At 54.8% G+C, this 21,205-nt stretch carries 19 protein-coding genes and 1 tRNA gene; all 20 read left to right on the top strand.

Features of this window, described 5'->3' with window-relative positions; translation table 11 throughout:
- Positions 1 to 8 precede the first annotated feature (8 nt).
- The 20 genes from tuf (OKC31_RS13850) to gmhB all read left to right on the top strand — a co-directional run bounded on the left by tuf (OKC31_RS13850) (position 9) and on the right by gmhB (position 21,052).
- Positions 9 to 1,193, top strand: coding sequence for an elongation factor Tu (gene tuf / locus OKC31_RS13850; RefSeq protein WP_005339879.1), 1,185 nt, complete (start codon positions 9 to 11; stop codon positions 1,191 to 1,193).
- 53 nt (positions 1,194 to 1,246) lie between these two features.
- Positions 1,247 to 1,323, top strand: a tRNA-Trp gene (locus tag OKC31_RS13855).
- Between the two features lie 60 nt (positions 1,324 to 1,383).
- Entirely contained in the window at positions 1,384 to 1,755 is a 372-nt protein-coding gene (gene secE, locus OKC31_RS13860) for a preprotein translocase subunit SecE (RefSeq protein ID WP_005306322.1), read from the top strand.
- A 9-nt stretch (positions 1,756 to 1,764) separates the two neighbouring features.
- Entirely contained in the window at positions 1,765 to 2,316 is a 552-nt protein-coding gene (gene nusG / locus OKC31_RS13865) for a transcription termination/antitermination protein NusG (RefSeq protein ID WP_005306318.1), read from the top strand.
- Positions 2,317 to 2,450: 134 nt separating this feature from the next.
- Positions 2,451 to 2,879: a 50S ribosomal protein L11 gene (rplK, locus tag OKC31_RS13870; protein WP_005339887.1), complete on the top strand. Its 429-nt coding sequence runs from the start codon at positions 2,451 to 2,453 to the stop codon at positions 2,877 to 2,879.
- A gap of 4 nt (positions 2,880 to 2,883) precedes the next feature.
- Positions 2,884 to 3,585 carry a 50S ribosomal protein L1 gene (rplA, locus tag OKC31_RS13875; protein ID WP_005339888.1) on the top strand — a complete coding sequence of 234 codons (702 nt, stop codon included), beginning with the start codon at positions 2,884 to 2,886 and terminating at the stop codon, positions 3,583 to 3,585.
- A 256-nt stretch (positions 3,586 to 3,841) separates the two neighbouring features.
- Entirely contained in the window at positions 3,842 to 4,342 is a 501-nt protein-coding gene (rplJ, locus tag OKC31_RS13880; RefSeq protein ID WP_005339895.1) for a 50S ribosomal protein L10, read from the top strand.
- A gap of 51 nt (positions 4,343 to 4,393) precedes the next feature.
- Positions 4,394 to 4,759, top strand: coding sequence for a 50S ribosomal protein L7/L12 (gene rplL, locus OKC31_RS13885; protein WP_005306304.1), 366 nt, complete (start codon positions 4,394 to 4,396; stop codon positions 4,757 to 4,759).
- A gap of 224 nt (positions 4,760 to 4,983) precedes the next feature.
- A complete protein-coding gene (gene rpoB, locus OKC31_RS13890) occupies positions 4,984 to 9,012 on the top strand; it encodes a DNA-directed RNA polymerase subunit beta (RefSeq protein ID WP_005339897.1) in 4,029 nt (1,342 codons plus the stop codon).
- Between the two features lie 91 nt (positions 9,013 to 9,103).
- Positions 9,104 to 13,408: a DNA-directed RNA polymerase subunit beta' gene (gene rpoC / locus OKC31_RS13895; protein WP_005339899.1), complete on the top strand. Its 4,305-nt coding sequence runs from the start codon at positions 9,104 to 9,106 to the stop codon at positions 13,406 to 13,408.
- 194 nt (positions 13,409 to 13,602) lie between these two features.
- A complete protein-coding gene (locus OKC31_RS13900) occupies positions 13,603 to 14,319 on the top strand; it encodes a helix-turn-helix transcriptional regulator (protein ID WP_005339902.1) in 717 nt (238 codons plus the stop codon).
- A gap of 24 nt (positions 14,320 to 14,343) precedes the next feature.
- Entirely contained in the window at positions 14,344 to 14,724 is a 381-nt protein-coding gene (locus tag OKC31_RS13905; RefSeq protein ID WP_005339904.1) for a RidA family protein, read from the top strand.
- An 84-nt stretch (positions 14,725 to 14,808) separates the two neighbouring features.
- The gene (tusD, locus tag OKC31_RS13910; RefSeq protein WP_247823809.1) at positions 14,809 to 15,201 is read left to right on the top strand and encodes a sulfurtransferase complex subunit TusD; all 393 of its coding nucleotides are present in this window, start codon (positions 14,809 to 14,811) and stop codon (positions 15,199 to 15,201) included.
- Positions 15,202 to 15,209: 8 nt separating this feature from the next.
- Positions 15,210 to 15,569: a sulfurtransferase complex subunit TusC gene (gene tusC, locus OKC31_RS13915; protein WP_021229316.1), complete on the top strand. Its 360-nt coding sequence runs from the start codon at positions 15,210 to 15,212 to the stop codon at positions 15,567 to 15,569.
- A gap of 7 nt (positions 15,570 to 15,576) precedes the next feature.
- Positions 15,577 to 15,855, top strand: a complete 279-nt coding sequence (gene tusB, locus OKC31_RS13920) for a sulfurtransferase complex subunit TusB (protein ID WP_247823810.1) — start codon at positions 15,577 to 15,579, stop codon at positions 15,853 to 15,855.
- A gap of 182 nt (positions 15,856 to 16,037) precedes the next feature.
- Positions 16,038 to 16,412: a 30S ribosomal protein S12 gene (gene rpsL / locus OKC31_RS13925; RefSeq protein WP_005306278.1), complete on the top strand. Its 375-nt coding sequence runs from the start codon at positions 16,038 to 16,040 to the stop codon at positions 16,410 to 16,412.
- 93 nt (positions 16,413 to 16,505) lie between these two features.
- Complete coding sequence (rpsG, locus tag OKC31_RS13930; RefSeq protein WP_005339911.1) at positions 16,506 to 16,976, top strand: 30S ribosomal protein S7; 471 nt, start codon at positions 16,506 to 16,508, stop codon at positions 16,974 to 16,976.
- A gap of 75 nt (positions 16,977 to 17,051) precedes the next feature.
- Complete coding sequence (gene fusA, locus OKC31_RS13935; protein ID WP_021229318.1) at positions 17,052 to 19,157, top strand: elongation factor G; 2,106 nt, start codon at positions 17,052 to 17,054, stop codon at positions 19,155 to 19,157.
- A 54-nt stretch (positions 19,158 to 19,211) separates the two neighbouring features.
- Positions 19,212 to 20,396 (top strand): elongation factor Tu, encoded by a 1,185-nt coding sequence (gene tuf, locus OKC31_RS13940; protein ID WP_005339879.1) that lies wholly within the window; start codon positions 19,212 to 19,214, stop codon positions 20,394 to 20,396.
- 113 nt (positions 20,397 to 20,509) lie between these two features.
- Entirely contained in the window at positions 20,510 to 21,052 is a 543-nt protein-coding gene (gene gmhB, locus OKC31_RS13945; RefSeq protein ID WP_216959730.1) for a D-glycero-beta-D-manno-heptose 1,7-bisphosphate 7-phosphatase, read from the top strand.
- Positions 21,053 to 21,205: the final 153 nt, after the last annotated feature.

A 21,205-nucleotide genomic window follows, 5' to 3' on the forward strand; every position in this document is an offset into this window, starting at 1 on the left:
GGACGATCATGTCTAAAGAAAAATTTGAGCGTAATAAACCGCACGTTAACGTGGGTACCATCGGCCACGTTGACCACGGTAAAACCACCCTGACTGCAGCTATCACCAACGTGCTGGCCAAGCACTTCGGTGGTAAAGCTTTCGCCTTCGACCAGATCGACAAGGCACCGGAAGAGCGTGAGCGTGGTATCACCATCAACACCTCCCACGTAGAATACGACACCGCTACCCGTCACTACGCCCACGTAGATTGCCCGGGTCACGCCGACTACGTTAAAAACATGATCACCGGTGCTGCCCAGATGGACGGCGCGATCCTGGTAGTAGCAGCGACTGACGGCCCGATGCCGCAGACTCGTGAGCACATCCTGCTGGGTCGTCAGGTTGGTATCCCGTACATGATCGTGTTCATGAACAAGTGTGACATGGTTGATGACGAAGAGCTGCTCGAACTGGTTGAGATGGAAGTTCGTGAACTGCTGACCGAGTACGACTTCCCGGGTGATGACCTGCCGGTAGTTCGTGGTTCCGCACTGAAAGCGCTGGAAGGCGACGCTCAGTGGGAAGAGAAGATCATCGAGCTCGCTGGCCACCTGGATACCTACATCCCGGAGCCGGAGCGCGCGATTGACCAGCCGTTCCTGATGCCTATCGAAGACGTATTCTCTATCGCTGGCCGTGGTACTGTAGTTACCGGTCGTGTAGAGCGCGGTATCGTTAAAGTAGGTGAGACTGTAGAAATCGTTGGTATCAAAGATACCGTTTCTACCACCTGTACCGGTGTTGAAATGTTCCGCAAGCTGCTGGACGAAGGTCGTGCAGGCGAGAACATCGGCGCGCTGCTGCGTGGTGTTAAGCGTGAAGACGTAGAGCGTGGTCAGGTACTGGCCAAGCCGGGTTCTATCAAGCCGCACACCAAGTTCGAATCTGAAGTGTACGTACTGTCCAAAGAAGAAGGTGGTCGTCATACCCCGTTCTTCAAAGGCTACCGTCCGCAGTTCTACTTCCGTACTACCGACGTGACCGGTACCATCGAACTGCCGGAAGGCGTAGAGATGGTAATGCCGGGCGACAACATCAAAATGGTTGTTACCCTGATTGCTCCGATCGCGATGGACGACGGCCTGCGTTTCGCTATCCGTGAAGGTGGCCGTACCGTAGGTGCCGGTGTTGTAGCCAGCGTAATCGCTTAATCTTTGGCTTACATAAATAAAGCAAAGCCCCTATAATAGGGGCTTTCTTGTGTAGGGGCGTAGTTCGAATTGGTAGAACAGCGGTCTCCAAAACCGATGGTTGCGGGTTCGAGTCCTGCCGCCCCTGCCATATACCTCGTCTCGTACGGGGCTTTTGTGTCTTTGGTTACGTCAGATACAGGTGGGTTGTATGAGTGTTAGTTCTGAGAGCCAGGGCGGAAGCAAGGATACCCTGCTTTGGGGCCTGGTTTTCATTATCCTGGCGGCCGCTGTAGTGGGTAATTACCTGCTCAACGATGTTGTCGCTGCCGTCCGCGCCCTGGGTGTGGTCGTTGTCATTGCTGCTGCTGGTGCAGTAGCCCTGCAAACCACCAAGGGAAAGGCAACACTGGCATTCGCCCGTGAGTCTCGCCTGGAAGTCCGCAAGGTCGTATGGCCGACCCGTCAGGAAGCCATTCAGACAACCCTGATTGTGCTGGCGGTGACCGCCGTGATGGGGCTGCTGCTGTTCGTTCTGGACGGTGCCTTGGTCTGGTTGGTCAACCTGATTACCGGTGTGTAAGGATAAGCCATGACTGAACAACGTGAACAACGTATGAGATGGTATGTCGTGCAGGCTTTTTCCGGCTATGAAGGCCGTGTAGCCAAGTCCCTGCGTGAACATATCAAGATGCATGGCATGGAAGACATGTTCGGTGAAGTACTGGTCCCGACCGAAGAAGTGGTCGAGATGCGTGCTGGCCAGAAGCGCAAGAGTGAGCGCAAGTTTTTCCCGGGTTATGTCCTGGTCCAGATGATCATGGATGAAACCACATGGCACCTGGTGCGTAACGTACCGCGCGTCATGGGCTTCATTGGCGGTACTTCCGACCGTCCGGCACCGATCTCCGACAAAGAGGCTGATGCCATCCTGAACCGTCTGCAGGATGCCCACGACAAGCCGCGTCCGAAAACCCTGTTTGAACCGGGTGAAATGGTGCGGGTTGCCGATGGTCCGTTTGCCGACTTCAACGGTACCGTTGAAGAGGTCGATTATGAGAAGAGCCGCGTGAAGGTCTCTGTACTGATCTTCGGTCGTTCTACTCCTGTTGAACTGGATTTTGGTCAGGTCGAAAAGGGCTGATCGAATTCTGTACGTTTAACGGTTGTCAGGGGCAGCGAATATCTCTATAATTCGCTGCCCCTTTATTAGTTGGGGAGCCGTTTGCAGGAGCAAGTCTCCGAGGCGCTAGAACCCATTTTTGAGGTATTTTCCTAATGGCTAAGAAAGTCACAGCTTATATCAAGCTGCAGGTTGCTGCTGGTGCAGCCAACCCGTCTCCTCCCGTTGGTCCTGCACTGGGTCAACACGGTGTTAACATCATGGAATTCTGTAAGGCGTTCAACGCTCGTACAGAGAAGCTGGAAAAAGGTTCACCGACTCCGGTCGTGATCACCGTTTACAGCGACCGTTCCTTCACCTTCGAAACCAAGACTCCGCCTGCTTCCTTCCTGCTGAAGAAAGCTGCTGGCATCAAGTCTGGTTCTTCCAAGCCGAACAAAGACAAGGTTGGTAAGGTGACCGTTGCCCAGCTGCAAGAAATCGCCAAGACCAAAGAGCCGGATATGACTGGTGCCGATCTGGATGCAAAAGTACGTTGCATCGCAGGCTCCGCTCGTTCCATGGGTCTGGTAGTGGAGGATTAAGACAATGGCTAAACTTTCCAAGCGTATGCGCGTTATTCGCGAAAAAGTTGACGGTACCAAAGAGTACTCCATCAACGAAGCCATTGCCCTGCTGAAAGAACTGGCTACCGCCAAGTTCGTTGAAAGCGTTGACGTTGCTGTCAACCTGGGTATCGACGCTCGTAAATCTGACCAGAACGTACGTGGTGCTACTGTACTGCCGCATGGTACCGGTCGTGATGTACGCGTCGCCGTATTTACCCAAGGTGCCAACGCCGAAGCAGCTAAAGCTGCCGGTGCTGACCTGGTAGGTATGGATGACCTGGCCGATCTGGTTAAGAAAGGCGAGATGAACTTCGATGTAGTTATCGCATCCCCGGATGCAATGCGCGTTGTTGGTCAACTGGGTCAAATCCTGGGCCCGCGCGGCCTGATGCCGAACCCGAAAGTTGGTACTGTAACTCCTAACGTTGCCGAAGCTGTCAAGAACGCCAAGGCTGGTCAGGTTCGTTACCGTAACGACAAGAATGGTATCATCCATACCACTCTGGGTAAGGTTTCTTTCAACGAAGTTCAGCTGAAAGAAAACTTGGAAGCTCTGCTGGTTGCCCTGAAAAAAGGCAAGCCCTCTTCCGCCAAAGGTCAATTCATCAAGAAAGTCAGCATCTCCACCACCATGGGTGCCGGTGTTGCCGTAGACCAAGCTTCTCTGGAAGCTCAGGCCTAATTGATGGGTTTTACAAGGCGCAAAATTTAATCTATAATTTTGCGCCTTGATTGGTTGGGGGTTTCGACCTCCGTCCAAGACCGCAGGAGGCTGCAAAGCCTTAATGTTTCCTGCGTAGACGGTGCCGGAAACCCAGCGAGAAAGATTCTTTCTCTTCTGGAATCCTGCTACCGCATCGTTCCCCTCTGTTGTAAAGGTAGGGGGGATGTGTCAGTACTGGGTCAATAGACCCGGATTCAATCCAGGAGTTAAGCCAATGGCATTGGGACTCGAAGACAAAAAGGCAATTGTTGCTGAAGTCAACGAAGCTGCCAAAGGCGCTCTTTCTGCAGTTGTTGCCGATTCTCGCGGTGTAACTGTAGACAAGATGACCGTCCTGCGTAAAACCGCTCGTGAAGCCGGTGTGTACATGCGCGTTGTGCGTAACACCCTGCTGCGTCGCGCGGTAGAAGGTACCGAATACGAGTGCCTGAACGACGCATTTACCGGTCCTACCTTGATTGCTTTCTCTAACGAACACCCGGGCGCTGCTGCTCGTCTGTTCAAAGAGTTTGCCAAAGCGAACCAAAAGTTCGAAATCAAGGCTGGCGCTTTTAACGGTGAGTTTATCGCCGCAGCACAAATTGATCGTCTGGCCACGCTGCCGACTTACGAAGAAGCAATTGCGAAGTTGATGGCGACTATGAAAGAAGCCTCTGCTGGCAAGCTGGTTCGTACTATCGCTGCTGTTCGCGACCAGAAACAAGCTGCTGCTTGATTCTCGCCTATCTAGGCTGTTTGAGTTTATTCAACATCAGGAATTTTTGTCATGTCTATCACTAAAGACCAAATCATCGAAGCCGTTGCTTCCATGTCCGTAATGGAAGTTGTTGAGCTGATCGAAGCTATGGAAGAGAAGTTCGGTGTTTCTGCCGCTGCTGCCGTAATGGCTGGCCCGGCTGCTGCTGAAGCAGTAGAAGAGAAGACCGAGTTCGACGTAGTTCTGACTGCTGCTGGCGCCAACAAAGTTGCCGTTATCAAAGCCGTTCGTGGCGCTACCGGTCTGGGCCTGAAAGAAGCCAAAGATCTGGTAGAAGCTGCTCCGGCTAACCTGAAGGAAGGCGTGTCCAAGGACGAAGCTGAAGCTCTGAAGAAAGAGCTGGAAGCTGCCGGTGCTTCTGTTGAGATCAAATAATCTGCATTTATGTAGATTAGCCTGATAAAACAGGCTAGGGCTGGTGAATTTTTGTTCACCAGCCTTTTTGCGCTGTAGACTGAGAGCATTTCACACCGTTTACGACTCTCGGTGCACCAGCAATCCGGACTGTCTTCTTTCGTCCGGGCCAACACAAAACGGTGTTGAGACAGAGCTGTCCCGCGGGACAGAGTGGGTCACTTATCAGCGAGCTGAGGAACCCTATGGTTTACTCTTATACCGAAAAAAAACGCATTCGTAAGGACTTCGGTAAGCGAGACCAGGTACTGGACACGCCTTATCTGTTGTCCATTCAGCTGGACTCCTTCAAGCAGTTCATCGAGGCTGACCCGGAAGGTGAATATGGCCTAGAGGCCGCTTTCCGTAGCGTTTTCCCGATCACCAGTTACTCCGGTAGTGCTGAGCTTCAGTATGTCAGCTATCGCCTGGGTGAGCCGGTATTTGACGTAAAAGAATGCCAGATCCGTGGAGTGACCTACTCCGCGCCGCTGCGTGTCAAGCTTCGTATGGTTCTGTACGACCGTGAAGCAGCTGCCGGCACCGTCAAAGACATCAAGGAACAAGAAGTATACATGGGCGAAATTCCGCTCATGACCGAGAACGGCACCTTTGTTATCAATGGTACCGAGCGGGTTATCGTCTCCCAGCTGCACCGCAGCCCGGGCGTCTTCTTCGACCACGATAAAGGCAAAACTCATTCATCCGGTAAGGTACTGTATAACGCTCGCGTTATCCCCTACCGTGGCTCCTGGCTGGACTTCGAGTTTGATGCGAAAGACAACCTGTTTGTCCGTATCGACCGTCGTCGCAAACTGCCAGCATCCATTATTCTGCGCGCCCTGGACTTCACTTCCGAACAAATCCTGGCCACCTTCTTCGAGACCATCGGTTTTGAAGTAAAAGATGGCAAGTTGATGATGGATCTGGTGCCGGAGCGTCTGCGTGGTGAAACTGCGACCTTTGACATCGTGGCCAATGGCGCCGTGGTGGTTGAGACCGGTCGTCGTGTGACTGCGCGTCACATCCGTCAGTTGGAAAAAGATGCCGTTACCCAGATTGAGGTACCGGTTGAGTATGTTGTTGGCAAAGTTGCTGCCAAGGACTACGCACATCCGCAAACTGGCGAGATGGTCGTGACCGCCAACCAGGCGCTGAGCCTGGAAGCGATCGCCAACCTGTCCCAAGCCGGCTTCAAGCATTTCGAGGTTCTGTTCACCAACGAACTGGATCACGGTGCTTACATGTCCGAGACCCTGCGTGTCGACTCCAGCTCCAACCGTTTGGAAGCGCTGGTCGAGATCTATCGCATGATGCGTCCGGGCGAGCCGCCTACTCGCGAAGCTGCAGAACAGCTGTTCGAAAACCTGTTCTTCTCCGCCGAGCGTTACGACCTGTCTACCGTAGGTCGGATGAAGTTCAACCGCCGTCTGGGTCGTGAAGACGAGACTGGCGCTGGTGTACTGACCAAAGACGACATCGTCGATGTGATGAAGCGCCTGATCGACATCCGTAACGGTAACGACGAAGTGGATGATATCGACCACTTGGGTAACCGTCGTATTCGTTCTGTCGGTGAAATGGCTGAAAACCAGTTCCGCGTCGGTCTGGTGCGTGTCGAGCGTGCGGTCAAGGAGCGTCTCTCCCTGGGCGACCTGGACACCCTGATGCCGCAGGATCTGATCAATGCCAAGCCGATCTCCGCCGCAGTCAAAGAGTTCTTTGGTTCCAGCCAGCTGTCCCAGTTTATGGACCAGAACAACCCGCTCTCCGAAGTGACCCACAAGCGTCGTATCTCCGCGCTGGGCCCGGGCGGTTTGACTCGTGAGCGTGCCGGCTTTGAAGTCCGAGACGTACACCCGACCCACTACGGTCGTCTGTGCCCTATCGAGACTCCTGAAGGTCCGAACATCGGTCTGATCAACTCTCTGTCCGTGTACTCTCGTACCAACGAGTACGGTTTCCTCGAGACCCCGTACCGTAAGGTCATTGACGGTGTGATCACCGACGAAGTGGACTACCTGTCTGCTATTGAAGAAGGCAAGTACGTGATCGCACAGGCTAACGCCGCGACCACCGAAGATGGCCGTCTGAAAGATGAATTGATCCCGTGCCGTCACAAAGGTGAATCCACCTTTATGAACGCCGACCAGATCCAGTATATGGACGTGAGCCCGCAGCAGATCGTATCTGTGGCAGCGGCTCTGATCCCGTTCCTGGAACACGATGACGCGAACCGCGCATTGATGGGTTCAAACATGCAACGTCAGGCTGTACCGACTCTGCGTGCTGACAAGCCGCTTGTAGGTACCGGTATGGAACGCGCTGTGGCCGTTGACTCCGGTGTAACCGTAGTGGCCAAGCGTGGCGGCGTAATCGACTATGTCGATGCCTCCCGTATCGTCCTGAAGGTCAATGAAGATGAGCTGATGCCAGGCGAAGCCGGCATCGACATCTACAACCTGACCAAATACACCCGTTCCAACCAGAACACCTGTATCAACCAGCGTCCTTGCGTGATGTTGGGTGAGCCGGTCATGGCTGGCGACGTACTGGCTGACGGCCCGTCCACCGATCTGGGTGAACTGGCGCTGGGTCAGAACATGCGCGTCGCGTTCATGCCGTGGAACGGTTACAACTTCGAAGACTCGATCCTGGTGAACGAGCGTGTTGTTCAGGAAGATCGCCTGACCACCATCCATATCCAGGAACTGGCCTGTATCTCCCGTGACACCAAGCTGGGTCCGGAAGAGATCACTGCTGACATCCCGAACGTGGGTGAAGCCGCTCTGTCCAAGCTGGACGAGTCCGGTATCGTCTACGTGGGTGCTGAAGTGAAGGGCGGCGACATTCTGGTCGGTAAGGTAACCCCGAAAGGTGAAACCCAGCTGACGCCGGAAGAGAAGCTGCTGCGCGCCATCTTCGGTGAGAAGGCGTCCGATGTGAAGGACTCCTCCCTGCGTGTACCGAACGGTGTGTACGGTACCGTGGTTGACGTGCAAGTCTTTACCCGCGATGGCGTGGAAAAAGACAAGCGCGCCAAAGAAATCGAAGAGATGCAGCTGAAGGAAGCGAAGAAGGACTTGACCGAAGAGTTCAAGATCCTGGAAGACGGCATTTTCGGCCGCTCCCGCAACCTGCTGCTGGCCGCCGGTTACAGCGAAGATCGTCTGAACAAGCTCGATCGCTCCAAGTGGTTTGAACTGGCCATCGAAGACGAAGGCAAGCAGACCGAACTGGAACAGATCGCTGAACAACACGTTGAGCTGAAAGCCGAGTTCGACAAGAAATTCGAGAACAAGCGTCGCAAGATTATCCAGGGTGATGATCTGGCGCCGGGCGTACTGAAAATCGTCAAGGTTTATCTGGCAGTCAAGCGTCGCATCCAGCCGGGTGACAAGATGGCGGGCCGTCACGGTAACAAGGGTGTTATCTCCAAGATCTGTCCGGTCGAGGATATGCCTCATGACGAGTTCGGCCGTCCGGTCGACATCGTACTGAACCCGTTGGGCGTACCATCCCGTATGAACATCGGTCAGATCCTCGAAGTGCACCTGGGCCTTGCGGCCAAGGGTATCGGCGAGAAGATCGATCGCATGGTCAAAGAGCAGCGCGAGCTGCACGAGATGCGCAATTTCCTGCAACAGGTCTATGACCTGGGCGAGAAGGACACCCAGCAAGTGAACATCGCCGAACTGTCTGACGACGACGTACGTACCCTGGTTGGTAACCTGCGTAAGGGTCTGCCGGTTGCTACTCCAGTGTTTGATGGTGCCAAAGAGCGCGAAATCAAAGCCCTGCTGAAGCTGGCCGATCTGCCGGAATCCGGTCAGATTGATCTGTTCGATGGCCGTACCGGTAACCGCTTCGAGCGTAAAGTAACTGTTGGTTACATGTACATGCTCAAGCTGAACCACTTGGTCGACGACAAGATGCACGCGCGTTCTACCGGTTCTTACAGCCTGGTTACCCAGCAGCCGCTGGGTGGTAAGGCTCAGTTCGGTGGTCAGCGTTTCGGTGAGATGGAAGTGTGGGCCCTGGAGGCTTACGGTGCGGCATATACCCTGCAGGAAATGCTGACCGTCAAGTCTGACGATGTGAATGGCCGTACCAAGATGTATAAGAACATCGTGGATGGCGACCACCGTATGGAGCCGGGCATGCCCGAATCCTTCAACGTATTGCTGAAGGAAATCCGCTCTCTGGGTATCAACATCGAGCTGGACGAAGAGTAAGAGCTCGCTCTTATTGTTCGAGAATTGACGTGGGCGCCCCGCTGTTTTGGCAGCCGGGGCGCCGAGGTTAGACTCCTGACAGGGGAAACACGTGAAAGACTTACTCAAGTTTTTGAAGGCTCAGACCAAGACCGAAGAGTTTGACAGTATCAAGATCGGTCTGGCCTCTCCTGACATGATCCGCTCCTGGTCATTCGGTGAGGTCAAAAAGCCTGAGACCATCAACTACCGGACTTTCAAGCCGGAGCGTGATGGTCTGTTCTGCGCCCGTATCTTCGGACCGGTGAAGGACTACGAGTGTCTGTGCGGCAAGTACAAGCGCCTGAAACACCGTGGTGTGATCTGTGAGAAGTGCGGCGTTGAAGTGACCCAGACCAAGGTCCGTCGTGAGCGTATGGGCCACATCGAGCTGGCCAGCCCGACTGCCCACATCTGGTTCCTGAAGTCCCTGCCGTCCCGTATCGGTCTGCTGCTGGACATGACCCTGCGCGACATCGAGCGCGTGCTCTACTTCGAATCTTTCGTCGTAATCGAGCCGGGCATGACCAACCTCGAACGCAGCCAGATGCTCTCTGAAGAGCAGTACCTGGATGCGCTGGAAGAGTGGGGCGACGAATTTGACGCCAAGATGGGTGCCGAAGCAATCCTGGCATTGCTGCGCGCTATCGATCTGGAAGGTGAAGTCAAAACCATGCGTGAGGAGCTGGATCAAACCAACTCCGAGACCAAGCGCAAGAAGACCACCAAGCGTCTGAAGCTGATGGAAGCTTTCCTGCAGTCCGGCAACAAGCCGGAGTGGATGATCATGACAGTGCTGCCTGTGCTGCCACCGGACCTGCGTCCGCTGGTACCGCTGGACGGCGGCCGTTTCGCGACTTCCGATCTGAACGATCTGTACCGTCGCGTGATCAACCGTAACAACCGCTTGAAGCGTCTGCTGGATCTGGCTGCTCCGGACATCATCGTGCGCAACGAAAAGCGTATGCTGCAAGAGTCCGTCGATGCGCTGCTGGATAACGGCCGTCGCGGTCGTGCCATCACCGGTTCCAACAAGCGCCCGCTGAAATCCCTGGCCGACATGATCAAGGGTAAGCAGGGTCGTTTCCGTCAGAACCTGCTCGGTAAGCGTGTCGACTACTCCGGTCGTTCCGTTATCACCGTAGGCCCGACTCTGCGTCTGCATCAGTGCGGTCTGCCGAAGAAGATGGCGCTGGAACTGTTCAAGCCGTTCATCTATGGCAAGCTGGAAACCCGCGGTCTGGCGACCACTATCAAGGCCGCCAAGAAGATGGTGGAGCGTGAGGAAGCTGTCGTTTGGGATATCCTGGACGAAGTGATCCGCGAGCACCCGGTTCTGCTGAACCGTGCACCGACTCTGCACCGTCTGGGTATCCAGGCATTCGAACCGACTCTGGTCGAAGGCAAGGCAATCCAGCTGCACCCGCTGGTTTGTGCTGCGTATAACGCGGACTTCGATGGTGACCAGATGGCGGTCCACGTACCGCTGACCCTGGAAGCCCAGCTGGAAGCGCGTGCGCTGATGATGTCTACCAACAACATCCTGTCGCCTGCCTCCGGTGAGCCGATCATCGTTCCTTCTCAGGACGTGGTCTTGGGTCTGTACTACATGACCCGTGCCCGTATCAACGCCAAAGGCGAAGGTATGGTGCTGGCCGGCCCGAAAGAAGCCGAGAAAGTATATCGCGCCGGTCTGGCCGATCTGCATGCTCGTGTGAAAGTACGCATTACCGAATACCTGCGTCAGGAAGACGGTTCTCTGCGTGAACACACCGAGATGAAGAACACCACCGTTGGTCGTGCGATCCTGAGCCTGATCCTGCCGAAAGGTATGGAATACGCCCTGATCGACGAGCCGAAGGTGCTGACTGCTGCAGAACAGGCTGATCTGGATGCCAATCCGCAGAACTGGATCAAGTGCGTATCCAACAAGGCGCTGGGCAAAAAGCTCATCTCCCGTCTGCTGAACACCTGCTATCGCAAGCAGGGCCTGAAGGACACCGTTATCTTCGCTGACCAGCTGATGTATACCGGTTTCCACTACGCGGCCCTGTCCGGTGCTTCCGTTGGTATCGATGACATGGTCATCCCGGATGCCAAGAAAGACATCATCGCAGCAGCCGAAGCCGAAGTTGCCGAGATCCAGGACCAGTTCCTGTCAGGTCTGGTAACTGCGGGCGAGCGTTACAACAAGGTTATCGATATCTGGGCCAGCGCCAACGAGCGCGTCTCCAAGGCCATGATGGAGAACTTGTCCAAAGAGCGTAACGTCAACTCGCTGGGTGAAGAAGAAGAGCAGGCCTCGTTCAACAGCATCTTTATGATGGCCGACTCTGGTGCGCGTGGTTCCGCCGCCCAGATCCGTCAGCTGGCAGGTATGCGTGGCCTGATGGCCAAGCCGGATGGCTCCATCATCGAGACCCCGATCATCGCGAACTTCCGCGAAGGTCTGAACGTACTGCAGTACTTTATCTCTACCCACGGTGCTCGTAAGGGTCTGGCGGATACTGCACTGAAGACTGCGAACTCCGGTTACCTGACTCGTCGTCTGGTAGACGTGGCGCAAGACATGGTGATCACCGAGGACGATTGCGGCACTACCGACGGTCTGTGGATGACTCCGCTGATCGAGGGTGGCGACGTGGTCGAGCCGCTGCGTGAGCGCGTGCTGGGTCGTGTGGTGGCAGAAGATGTCATCAAGCCGGGTACCGAGGACGAGATCCTGGTTGCTCGCAACACCCTGCTCGACGAGCAGCTGTGTGACCTGCTGGAGCGTAACTCCGTTGACCGTGTGAAGGTACGTTCTGCCATCACCTGTGAAACCGACTTCGGTAACTGTGCTCACTGCTACGGCCGTGATCTGGCCCGTGGTCACCTGGTTAACAAGGGTGAGGCTGTCGGTGTTATCGCCGCCCAGTCCATCGGTGAACCGGGTACCCAGCTGACGATGCGTACTTTCCACATCGGTGGTGCTGCATCTCGTGCCGCTGCTGAAAGCAGCATCCAGGTCAAGAACACAGGTACCATCAAGCTGCAGAACGCCAAGTTCGTTCACAACAGCGATGACAAACTGGTTATCACCTCACGTTCTACCGAACTGACCATCATGGACGACATGGGCCGTACCAAGGAAAGCCACAAGCTGCCTTACGGTTCCGTGCTGGAAGTGAAGGACGGCCAGGCCGTGAGTGCTGGCGAGACCGTTGCCAACTGGGATCCGCACACCCACCCGATCATCACCGAAGTGGCAGGTCGCCTGCAGTTCGAACACATGATCGATGGCGTGACCATCACTCGTCAGACCGACGAGCTGACCGGTCTCTCTTCTATCGTTGTTCTGGACGTCAACGAGCGTCCGAGCGCCGGTAAAGAGATGCGTCCGACCGTTAAACTGGTCGACCTGAACGGCAAAGACGTGATGATCCCGGGTACCGATGTAGCCGCCCAGTACTTCCTGCCGGGCAAGGCGATCGTGAACCTGGAAGATGGTGCCAACGTGGGCGTGGGTGACGCGGTAGCGCGTATCCCGCAAGAGTCCGGCGGTACCAAGGACATCACCGGTGGTCTGCCGCGCGTTGCGGATCTGTTCGAAGCACGTCAACCGAAGGAACCGGCAATTCTGGCCGAGATCTCCGGTACCATCTCCTTCGGGAAAGAGACCAAGGGCAAACGCCGTCTGGTCATCACCCCGACCGATGGTGGCAACGTCTACGAAGAGATGATTCCGAAGTGGCGTAACCTGAACGTGTTCGAAGGTGAAAAAGTTGAGAAGGGTGAAGTGCTGGCGGACGGTCCTGAGTCTGCTCACGACATCCTGCGTCTGCGCGGTATCAGCCCGGTCGCCAACTACATCGCCAACGAAGTGCAGGACGTATACCGTCTGCAAGGCGTTAAGATCAACGACAAGCACATCGAAGTCATCGTTCGTCAGATGCTGCGCAAGTGCGAGATCCTGAGCGCTGGCGATACCGATCTGATCGAAGGCGAACAGGTTGAAGTGGCTCGTGTGAAGATTGCCAACCGTAAGCTGGTTGCCGAGGGCAAGACCCCTGCGACCTACCGTCATGTTCTGATGGGTATTACCAAGGCATCTCTGAGCACCGAGTCCTTCATCTCCGCGGCTTCCTTCCAGGAAACTACTCGCGTTCTGACCGAAGCTGCCGTTGGTGGTAAGCGTGATGAACTGCGTGGTCTGAAAGAGAACGTCATCGTGGGTCGTCTGATCCCGGCTGGTACCGGCTTTGCCTACCACCACAGCCGGATCAACCAGCGTGCTGCCGCAGCTCGTGCTGTTGGCACCCCGCAGGTGACCGCTGATGAAGCGGAGCAGAACCTGGCGGATCTGCTGAACGCAGCCGGTAGCTTCGACGAAGAGTAACTCGTCATCCGTGATTAAAAAGGGCTCCTTCAAGGAGCCCTTTTTGTTGGCCAATTCCTCGGCAAAGGTAGACGCAGCGCGGGTTTCAGGATGATCCAGAGCAAAGTTGTAGAGTAAAAAATCAAAAAAAGTTGACTTTACTCCCCTGCAATTTAAAACTCGGGAAAGTTGAATGGTTATTACAGGGGTAGAACATGACTGTCGGTATCGAGGAAGCCATGCTTCCCGAAGAACAGCTGATCAGCCGCACTTTTACAGATGAAGACAGGGAATTGTTGCGCTCATACGATGGGCTCATCGATGGCTTGGCCGAGCTGTTCGGCAAGCATTGTGAAGTGGTACTCCACTCCCTGGAAAATCTGCACGAGTCGGTGATCAAGATCGCCAACGGCTTCAATACCGGACGCACCCTCGGGGCGCCCATCACCGATCTCGCCCTGCGCATGCTCAAGGATATCGAGAGCACCGGCCAGGATTACACCCAGAGCTATTTCGCTCGCAGCCGTACCGGCGCGCTGATGAAGTCGAGCACCATCGCCATTCGCAACAGCGAGCGGCAAGTAGTGGGGCTTATTTGCATCAACCTGCACATCAATGCGCCTTTCCACGAGTTCGTGGCCGAATTTTTCCCGACGCCCCAGCAGGCGGCGCGTCAGTCACCAGAGACCTTCGCCAATAGCGTGGAAGAGCTGGTTGCACAGACGGTGGATAACACCATCGACGAGATCAACCGCGATCCCACCGTGGCCAACAATGCCAAGAACCGTTTCATCGTGACCCAGCTGTTCGAGAAGGGCATTTTCGACATCAAGGATTCGATCAATCTGGTGGCGGACAAACTCAATATTTCAAAACATACCGTTTATCTTTACATCCGACAGCGCAAGCAGGGTGAAGATGAGAACGAGTAACTCATTCCAGAAGGGGATAGATGAATGGCTAAAGAAGTGATTGCAACCGACAAGGCGCCTGCAGCGATTGGTCCGTATGTTCAGGCTACCAAGGTTGGCGAGATGATCTTCACCTCCGGGCAGATCCCGCTCGATCCTGCCACCATGGAAATCGTGGCTGGCGGCATCGAAGAGCAGGCCGAACGGGTGATGAAGAATCTGGTTGCCGTGTTGCACGCTGCGGGTGCTGATGCCAGCAAAGTGGTCAAAACCACCTGCTTCCTGAGTGACATGAACAACTTCGTTGCCTTCAATCAGGTCTATGCCCGCTACTTTGGCGATGCAGCACCAGCCCGTTCCTGCGTGGAGGTGGCTCGTCTGCCGAAAGATGTGCTGGTCGAGGTCGAGGCGATAGCCCATCTCTGATCAGCAGATCGAATCAAGCCCCTCCTGGCAGGGGCTTTTTTGTTTTTGGCGTAAAATGGACCGGGTCAGCACAGGAGTCCTGCTATGAGTCTGAGTTTTGCCATCCTGGTCACGGGGCCTGCCTATGGCACCCAATCGGCCAGCACAGCCTATCGTTTTGCCCGCACCCTGTTGGCACAGGGGCATTCCTTGTCCCACCTGTTCTTCTATCAGGACGGGGTCTGCAACGGCAACGGTTTGCATCTGCCTGCATCCGATGAGACTGACCTGGTGCGTCTGTGGCGAGAGCTGGCAGAAGAGCAGGGGATCCGTATCGACGTCTGCGTCGCTGCCGCCATGCGACGCGGTGTGCTCGATGAACAGGAAGCCAAGGGGGCAGGGCAGGTACACTTCAATCTGCAACCGCCATTTTGTCTGAGCGGTCTGGGCCAGTTGGCCGAGGCGGCGCTCACCGCCGATCGACTGGTTCAGTTCTAGGGGGAGTCATGAACAAGAAAATTGCCTTTATATGCAGTCGTGGCCCCCATGGCCATGCCGCCGGCCGGGAAGGACTGGATGCCCTGCTGGCCACCTCGGCCATGACCGATGAACTGGCCCTCTTCCTGATTGGGGACGGCGTGCTGCAACTGCTCAAGGAGCAGCAGCCTGCCGCCATTTTGCAGCGCCACTACGCGCCCACCTTCAAAATGCTGGAACTCTACGACATCGAAGAGGTCTATGTTTGTGCTGACTCGCTGGCAGAGCGTGGCGTGACAGTGGATGATCTGCTGATCCCCGTCGAGAGTCTGCCGCGCCAGGAACTGGCTCGGCGCTGGGCACAGTGTTCGACTCACATCAGCTTTTGAGGTCTCCATGTTGCATCTGATATTGAACTCTCCCTTTCAGAGTCAGGCTCTGGCAGAGGCGCTCTCATACCTTCAGCCCGAGGATGAGCTGGTACTGATGCAGGATGCCGTGATTGCGGCATCGGTTCCCCAGTGGAGCGCGCGGCTGGCGGGTCTCCCGCTTTATGTGATGCAGGAAGATCTGCAAGCTCGCGGTTTGCAGCATCGGGTGGGTAATGTGCTCGATATGGCGGATCTGGTGGCTCTGATTGCGCAAAAAGGTTCCCCGCGCACCTGGGGTGGCTGAGAAGCATATTTTCAAGAAAATTCAAGGTGATGTCGTGAAAGCAAACGGATCCGAATTGCCCTTTTGTGACGCAAATTGTATAAATCTTGACTCCCCAGACAACAGGGCATAAAATTTCGCGTCCCCGTATCTGCGGGGAGGATTTTCCACACGTTTATGAAGTCATTATCAGGAGCCTTTTGATGGCAACTATTAACCAGTTGGTTCGCAAGCCACGCATCAAGCTCGTTGTGAAAAGCAACGTGCCGGCGCTGGAAGCGTGCCCTCAGAAGCGTGGCGTATGCACTCGTGTATATACCACCACCCCGAAGAAGCCTAACTCTGCACTGCGTAAAGTGTGCCGTGTACGTCTGACCAACGGCTTCGAAGTCACCTCCTACATCGGCGGTGAAGGTCACAACCTGCAAGAGCACTCTGTTGTTCTGATCCGTGGCGGTCGTGTAAAAGACTTGCCAGGTGTTCGTTATCACACCGTTCGTGGTGCGTTGGACTGTGCCGGTGTTAAAGACCGTAAGCAGGCTCGCTCCAAGTATGGCGTGAAGCGTCCTAAAGCTTAATGGTTCTCCGTTAAGTAAGGCCAAACGTTAATTCGTTTCTAGTTAGATAGCTTTCTAGTTTTGGGTAATCCCTGAAGTTACGGAGAATTTGAAATGCCAAGACGTCGTGTTGTTGGTCAGCGTAAAATCCTGCCAGATCCCAAGTTCGGATCAGAGCTGCTGGCTAAATTTGTCAACGTAGTAATGGTTGACGGTAAGAAATCTGTTGCAGAAGCCATTGTTTATGGCGCCCTGGACATCATTGCCACCAAATCTGGCAAAGAGCACCTGGCCGTATTCGAAGAAGCTCTGGATAACATTCGTCCGGCGGTCGAGGTTAAATCTCGTCGCGTCGGTGGTGCAACCTATCAGGTGCCGGTAGAAGTTCGTCCGGTACGTCGCAATGCCCTGGCAATGCGCTGGTTGGTTGATGCCGCTCGTAAACGTGGTGAAAAATCAATGGCTCAGCGTCTGGCTGGCGAGCTGCTGGATGCCGCTGACAATAAGGGTTCGTCTGTCAAGAAACGTGAAGACGTTCACCGTATGGCTGAAGCGAACAAAGCCTTCGCTCACTTCCGCTGGTAATCCGCTTGCGCAGGGTCTTTTGACTCTGCGCACCTTTAATTATCTAGGGACAAGTGCCTTAGTAAGAGGATGACAATGGCTCGTACAACCCCCATTGAGCGTTATCGTAACATCGGTATCTCCGCTCACATTGACGCCGGTAAGACTACTACTACCGAGCGCGTACTGTTTTACACCGGTGTAAGTCACAAGATCGGTGAAGTTCACGATGGCGCTGCCACCATGGACTGGATGGAACAGGAACAAGAGCGTGGTATCACCATCACCTCCGCCGCGACCACCGCTTTCTGGTCCGGTATGGGTAAACAGTTCCAACCGCACCGTATCAACATCATCGATACCCCGGGCCACGTTGACTTTACTATCGAAGTAGAGCGTTCAATGCGTGTTCTGGACGGTGCCGTGATGGTGTACTGTGCCGTAGGTGGCGTACAGCCACAGTCTGAAACCGTATGGCGTCAGGCTAACAAGTACAAGGTTCCCCGTATCGCGTTCGTCAACAAGATGGACCGTACCGGTGCCAACTTCCTGCGCTGCGTTGAGCATATCAAGACCCGTCTGAAGGGTACTCCGGTTCCCCTTCAGCTGAACATCGGCTCTGAAGAGAACTTCAAGGGCGTTGTTGACCTGGTCAAGATGAAAGCCATCAACTGGAATGAAGCTGATCAGGGCGTATCCTTCGATTACGAAGACGTCCCGGCCGAGTTGCTGGAACAGGCGCAAGAAATGCGCATGAATCTGGTTGAAGCCGCTGCTGAAGCGTCTGAAGACCTGATGGAAAAATACCTGGGCGGCGAAGAGCTGACCGAGGAAGAGATCAAAGGTGCTCTGCGTCAGCGCGTGCTGAACAACGAAATCATCCTGGTAACCTGTGGCTCCGCGTTCAAGAACAAGGGCGTACAGGCAATGCTGGATGCCGTGATCGAGTACCTGCCGGCTCCGACCGACGTTGCTGCTATCGACGGCCTGAAAATGGACGGCGAGACCAAAGACGAGCGTCACGCTTCTGATGACGAGCCGTTCTCTGCTCTGGCGTTCAAGATCGCTACCGACCCGTTCGTTGGTAACCTGACCTTCTTCCGTGTCTACTCTGGCGTGATCAACTCCGGTGACACCGTGCTGAACTCCGTCAAGGACAAGCGCGAGCGTTTTGGCCGTATCGTTCAGATGCATGCCAACAAGCGTGAAGAGATCAAAGAAGTACGCGCTGGTGACATCGCTGCTGCCATCGGTCTGAAAGACGTGACCACTGGTGACACCCTGTGTGACCCGAACGCACCGATCATCCTCGAGCGTATGGAATTCCCGGAGCCGGTAATTTCTATCGCGGTTGAGCCGAAAACCAAGGCTGACCAGGAGAAGATGGGTCTGGCTCTGGGCCGTCTGGCTCAGGAAGACCCGTCCTTCCGCGTATGGACTGACGAAGAGTCAGGTCAAACCATCATCGCTGGTATGGGTGAGCTGCACTTGGACATCATCGTTGACCGTATGCGTCGCGAGTTCAAGGTTGAAGCCAACGTAGGTAAGCCGCAGGTTGCCTACCGTGAAACCATCCGTACCACCGTTAAAGACATCGAAGGCAAGCATGCCAAGCAGTCTGGTGGTCGCGGTCAGTACGGTCATGTTGTTATCGATATGTACCCGCTGGAAGAAGGCAAAGCCTACGAATTCGTCAACGACATCAAAGGTGGTGTCATTCCTGGTGAATTCATCCCGGGTGTTGATAAAGGTATCCGTGAGCAGCTCAAATCTGGTCCGCTGGCTGGTTACCCGGTTATGGATCTGGGTGTGCGTCTGCACTTCGGTTCTTACCACGATGTCGACTCTTCCGAACTGGCGTTCAAAATCGCTGCTTCCATGGCCTTTAAGGCTGGCTTCATGAAAGCCAACCCGGTTCTGCTCGAACCGATCATGAAAGTAGAAGTTGAAACTCCGGAAGATTACATGGGCGACGTTATCGGTGACCTGAACCGTCGTCGTGGCCTGATCGAAGGTATGGAAGATGGCCCGTCCGGCAAGATCGTACGTGCTCTGGTGCCGCTGGCCGAAATGTTCGGTTACGCAACTGCACTGCGTTCCGCTACCCAGGGTCGTGCTTCCTACGCCATGGAATTCGCCAAGTATCACGATGCACCGACCAACGTTGCACAAGCCGTGATCGAAGAGCGCAAATCCAAGTAATTTAAGATTCCCCGCCTACGACGGTAGGCGGGTTTAACCTAGAAGGACTACGTCGTGTCTAAAGAAAAATTTGAGCGTAATAAACCGCACGTAAACGTCGGCACCATCGGCCACGTTGACCACGGTAAAACCACCCTGACTGCAGCTATCACCAACGTGCTGGCCAAGCACTTCGGTGGTAAAGCTTTCGCCTTCGACCAGATCGACAAGGCACCGGAAGAGCGTGAGCGTGGTATCACCATCAACACCTCCCACGTAGAATACGACACCGCTACCCGTCACTACGCCCACGTAGATTGCCCGGGTCACGCCGACTACGTTAAAAACATGATCACCGGTGCTGCCCAGATGGACGGCGCGATCCTGGTAGTAGCAGCGACTGACGGCCCGATGCCGCAGACTCGTGAGCACATCCTGCTGGGTCGTCAGGTTGGTATCCCGTACATGATCGTGTTCATGAACAAGTGTGACATGGTTGATGACGAAGAGCTGCTCGAACTGGTAGAGATGGAAGTTCGTGAACTGCTGACCGAGTACGACTTCCCGGGTGATGACCTGCCGGTAGTTCGCGGTTCCGCACTGAAAGCGCTGGAAGGCGACGCTCAGTGGGAAGAGAAGATCATCGAGCTGGCTGGCCACCTGGATACCTACATCCCTGAGCCGGAGCGCGCGATTGACCAGCCGTTCCTGATGCCTATCGAAGACGTATTCTCTATCGCTGGCCGTGGTACCGTAGTTACCGGTCGTGTAGAGCGCGGTATCGTTAAAGTAGGTGAGACCGTAGAAATCGTTGGTATCAAAGATACCGTTTCTACCACCTGTACCGGTGTAGAAATGTTCCGTAAGCTGCTGGACGAAGGTCGTGCAGGCGAGAACATCGGCGCGCTGCTGCGTGGTGTTAAGCGTGAAGACGTAGAGCGTGGTCAGGTACTGGCCAAGCCGGGTTCTATCAAGCCGCACACCAAGTTCGAATCTGAAGTGTACGTACTGTCCAAAGAAGAAGGTGGTCGTCATACCCCGTTCTTCAAAGGCTACCGTCCGCAGTTCTACTTCCGTACTACCGACGTGACCGGTACCATCGAACTGCCGGAAGGCGTAGAGATGGTAATGCCGGGCGACAACATCAAAATGGTTGTTACCCTGATTGCTCCGATCGCAATGGACGACGGCCTGCGTTTCGCTATCCGTGAAGGTGGCCGTACCGTAGGTGCTGGTGTTGTAGCTAGCGTAATCGCCTAATCGATTCGTTATATACAAACATGAAAAGGGGTGGCTTCGGCCACCCCTTTTATTTTTGGGGCTATTTATGGCCTGTGAGATACTGGGCAAAACCATTGATAGAGGTAGTTTCCGTGAGCAACCCCGCCATTTTTCTGGATCGTGACGGTGTCATCAATGAAGACACTGGCTATGTCAGTCAGGTCGATGATTTCCATTTTCTGCCCGGAGTCATAGACGCCCTGCAGCTCCTCAAAAAGAAAGGCTATCTGCTGGTCGTCGTCACCAACCAGTCCGGAATCGCCCGCGGCTACTTCAGTGAAGATGACTTCATGAATCTGACTGAATGGATGGATTGGTCACTGGCTGATCGGGATGTGGATCTCGATGGCATCTATTTCTGCCCCCATCATCCGGATCACAGCGCCCCCTGTGATTGCCGCAAACCGGAGCCAGGCATGCTGCTGTTGGCGCAACAGGAACTGGGGATCGACATGAGTCGTTCCTATATGGTGGGTGACAAGCCTTCCGATCTAAAAGCTGCTGTCAATGCTGGTGTCGGTCACAAGATCATGGTCAGAACCGGTAAGCCGGTGACCGAAACGGGTAGTGCGCTGGCCGATGCTCTCTATGACAATCTGCACGATTTTGCTGTTGCGGTGCCTGCAGTGAGCTGATTTCGCCGGTTTAATATGCCAATTGGTGGCTTTGTGAGCGAACAAACAGCGAAAGCCATCTTTTTGCAATTATCTGCTTGCCAGAAAGAATCTGTTCCCTATAATGCGCCTCCATCGACAGGGCAAGCGGCAACGCAAACAACCTCGTCGATA

Source organism: Aeromonas sp. Y293-4, from assembly GCF_027705905.1.
In the GTDB taxonomy this organism is placed as follows: Bacteria; Pseudomonadota; Gammaproteobacteria; order Enterobacterales; family Aeromonadaceae; genus Aeromonas; species Aeromonas veronii.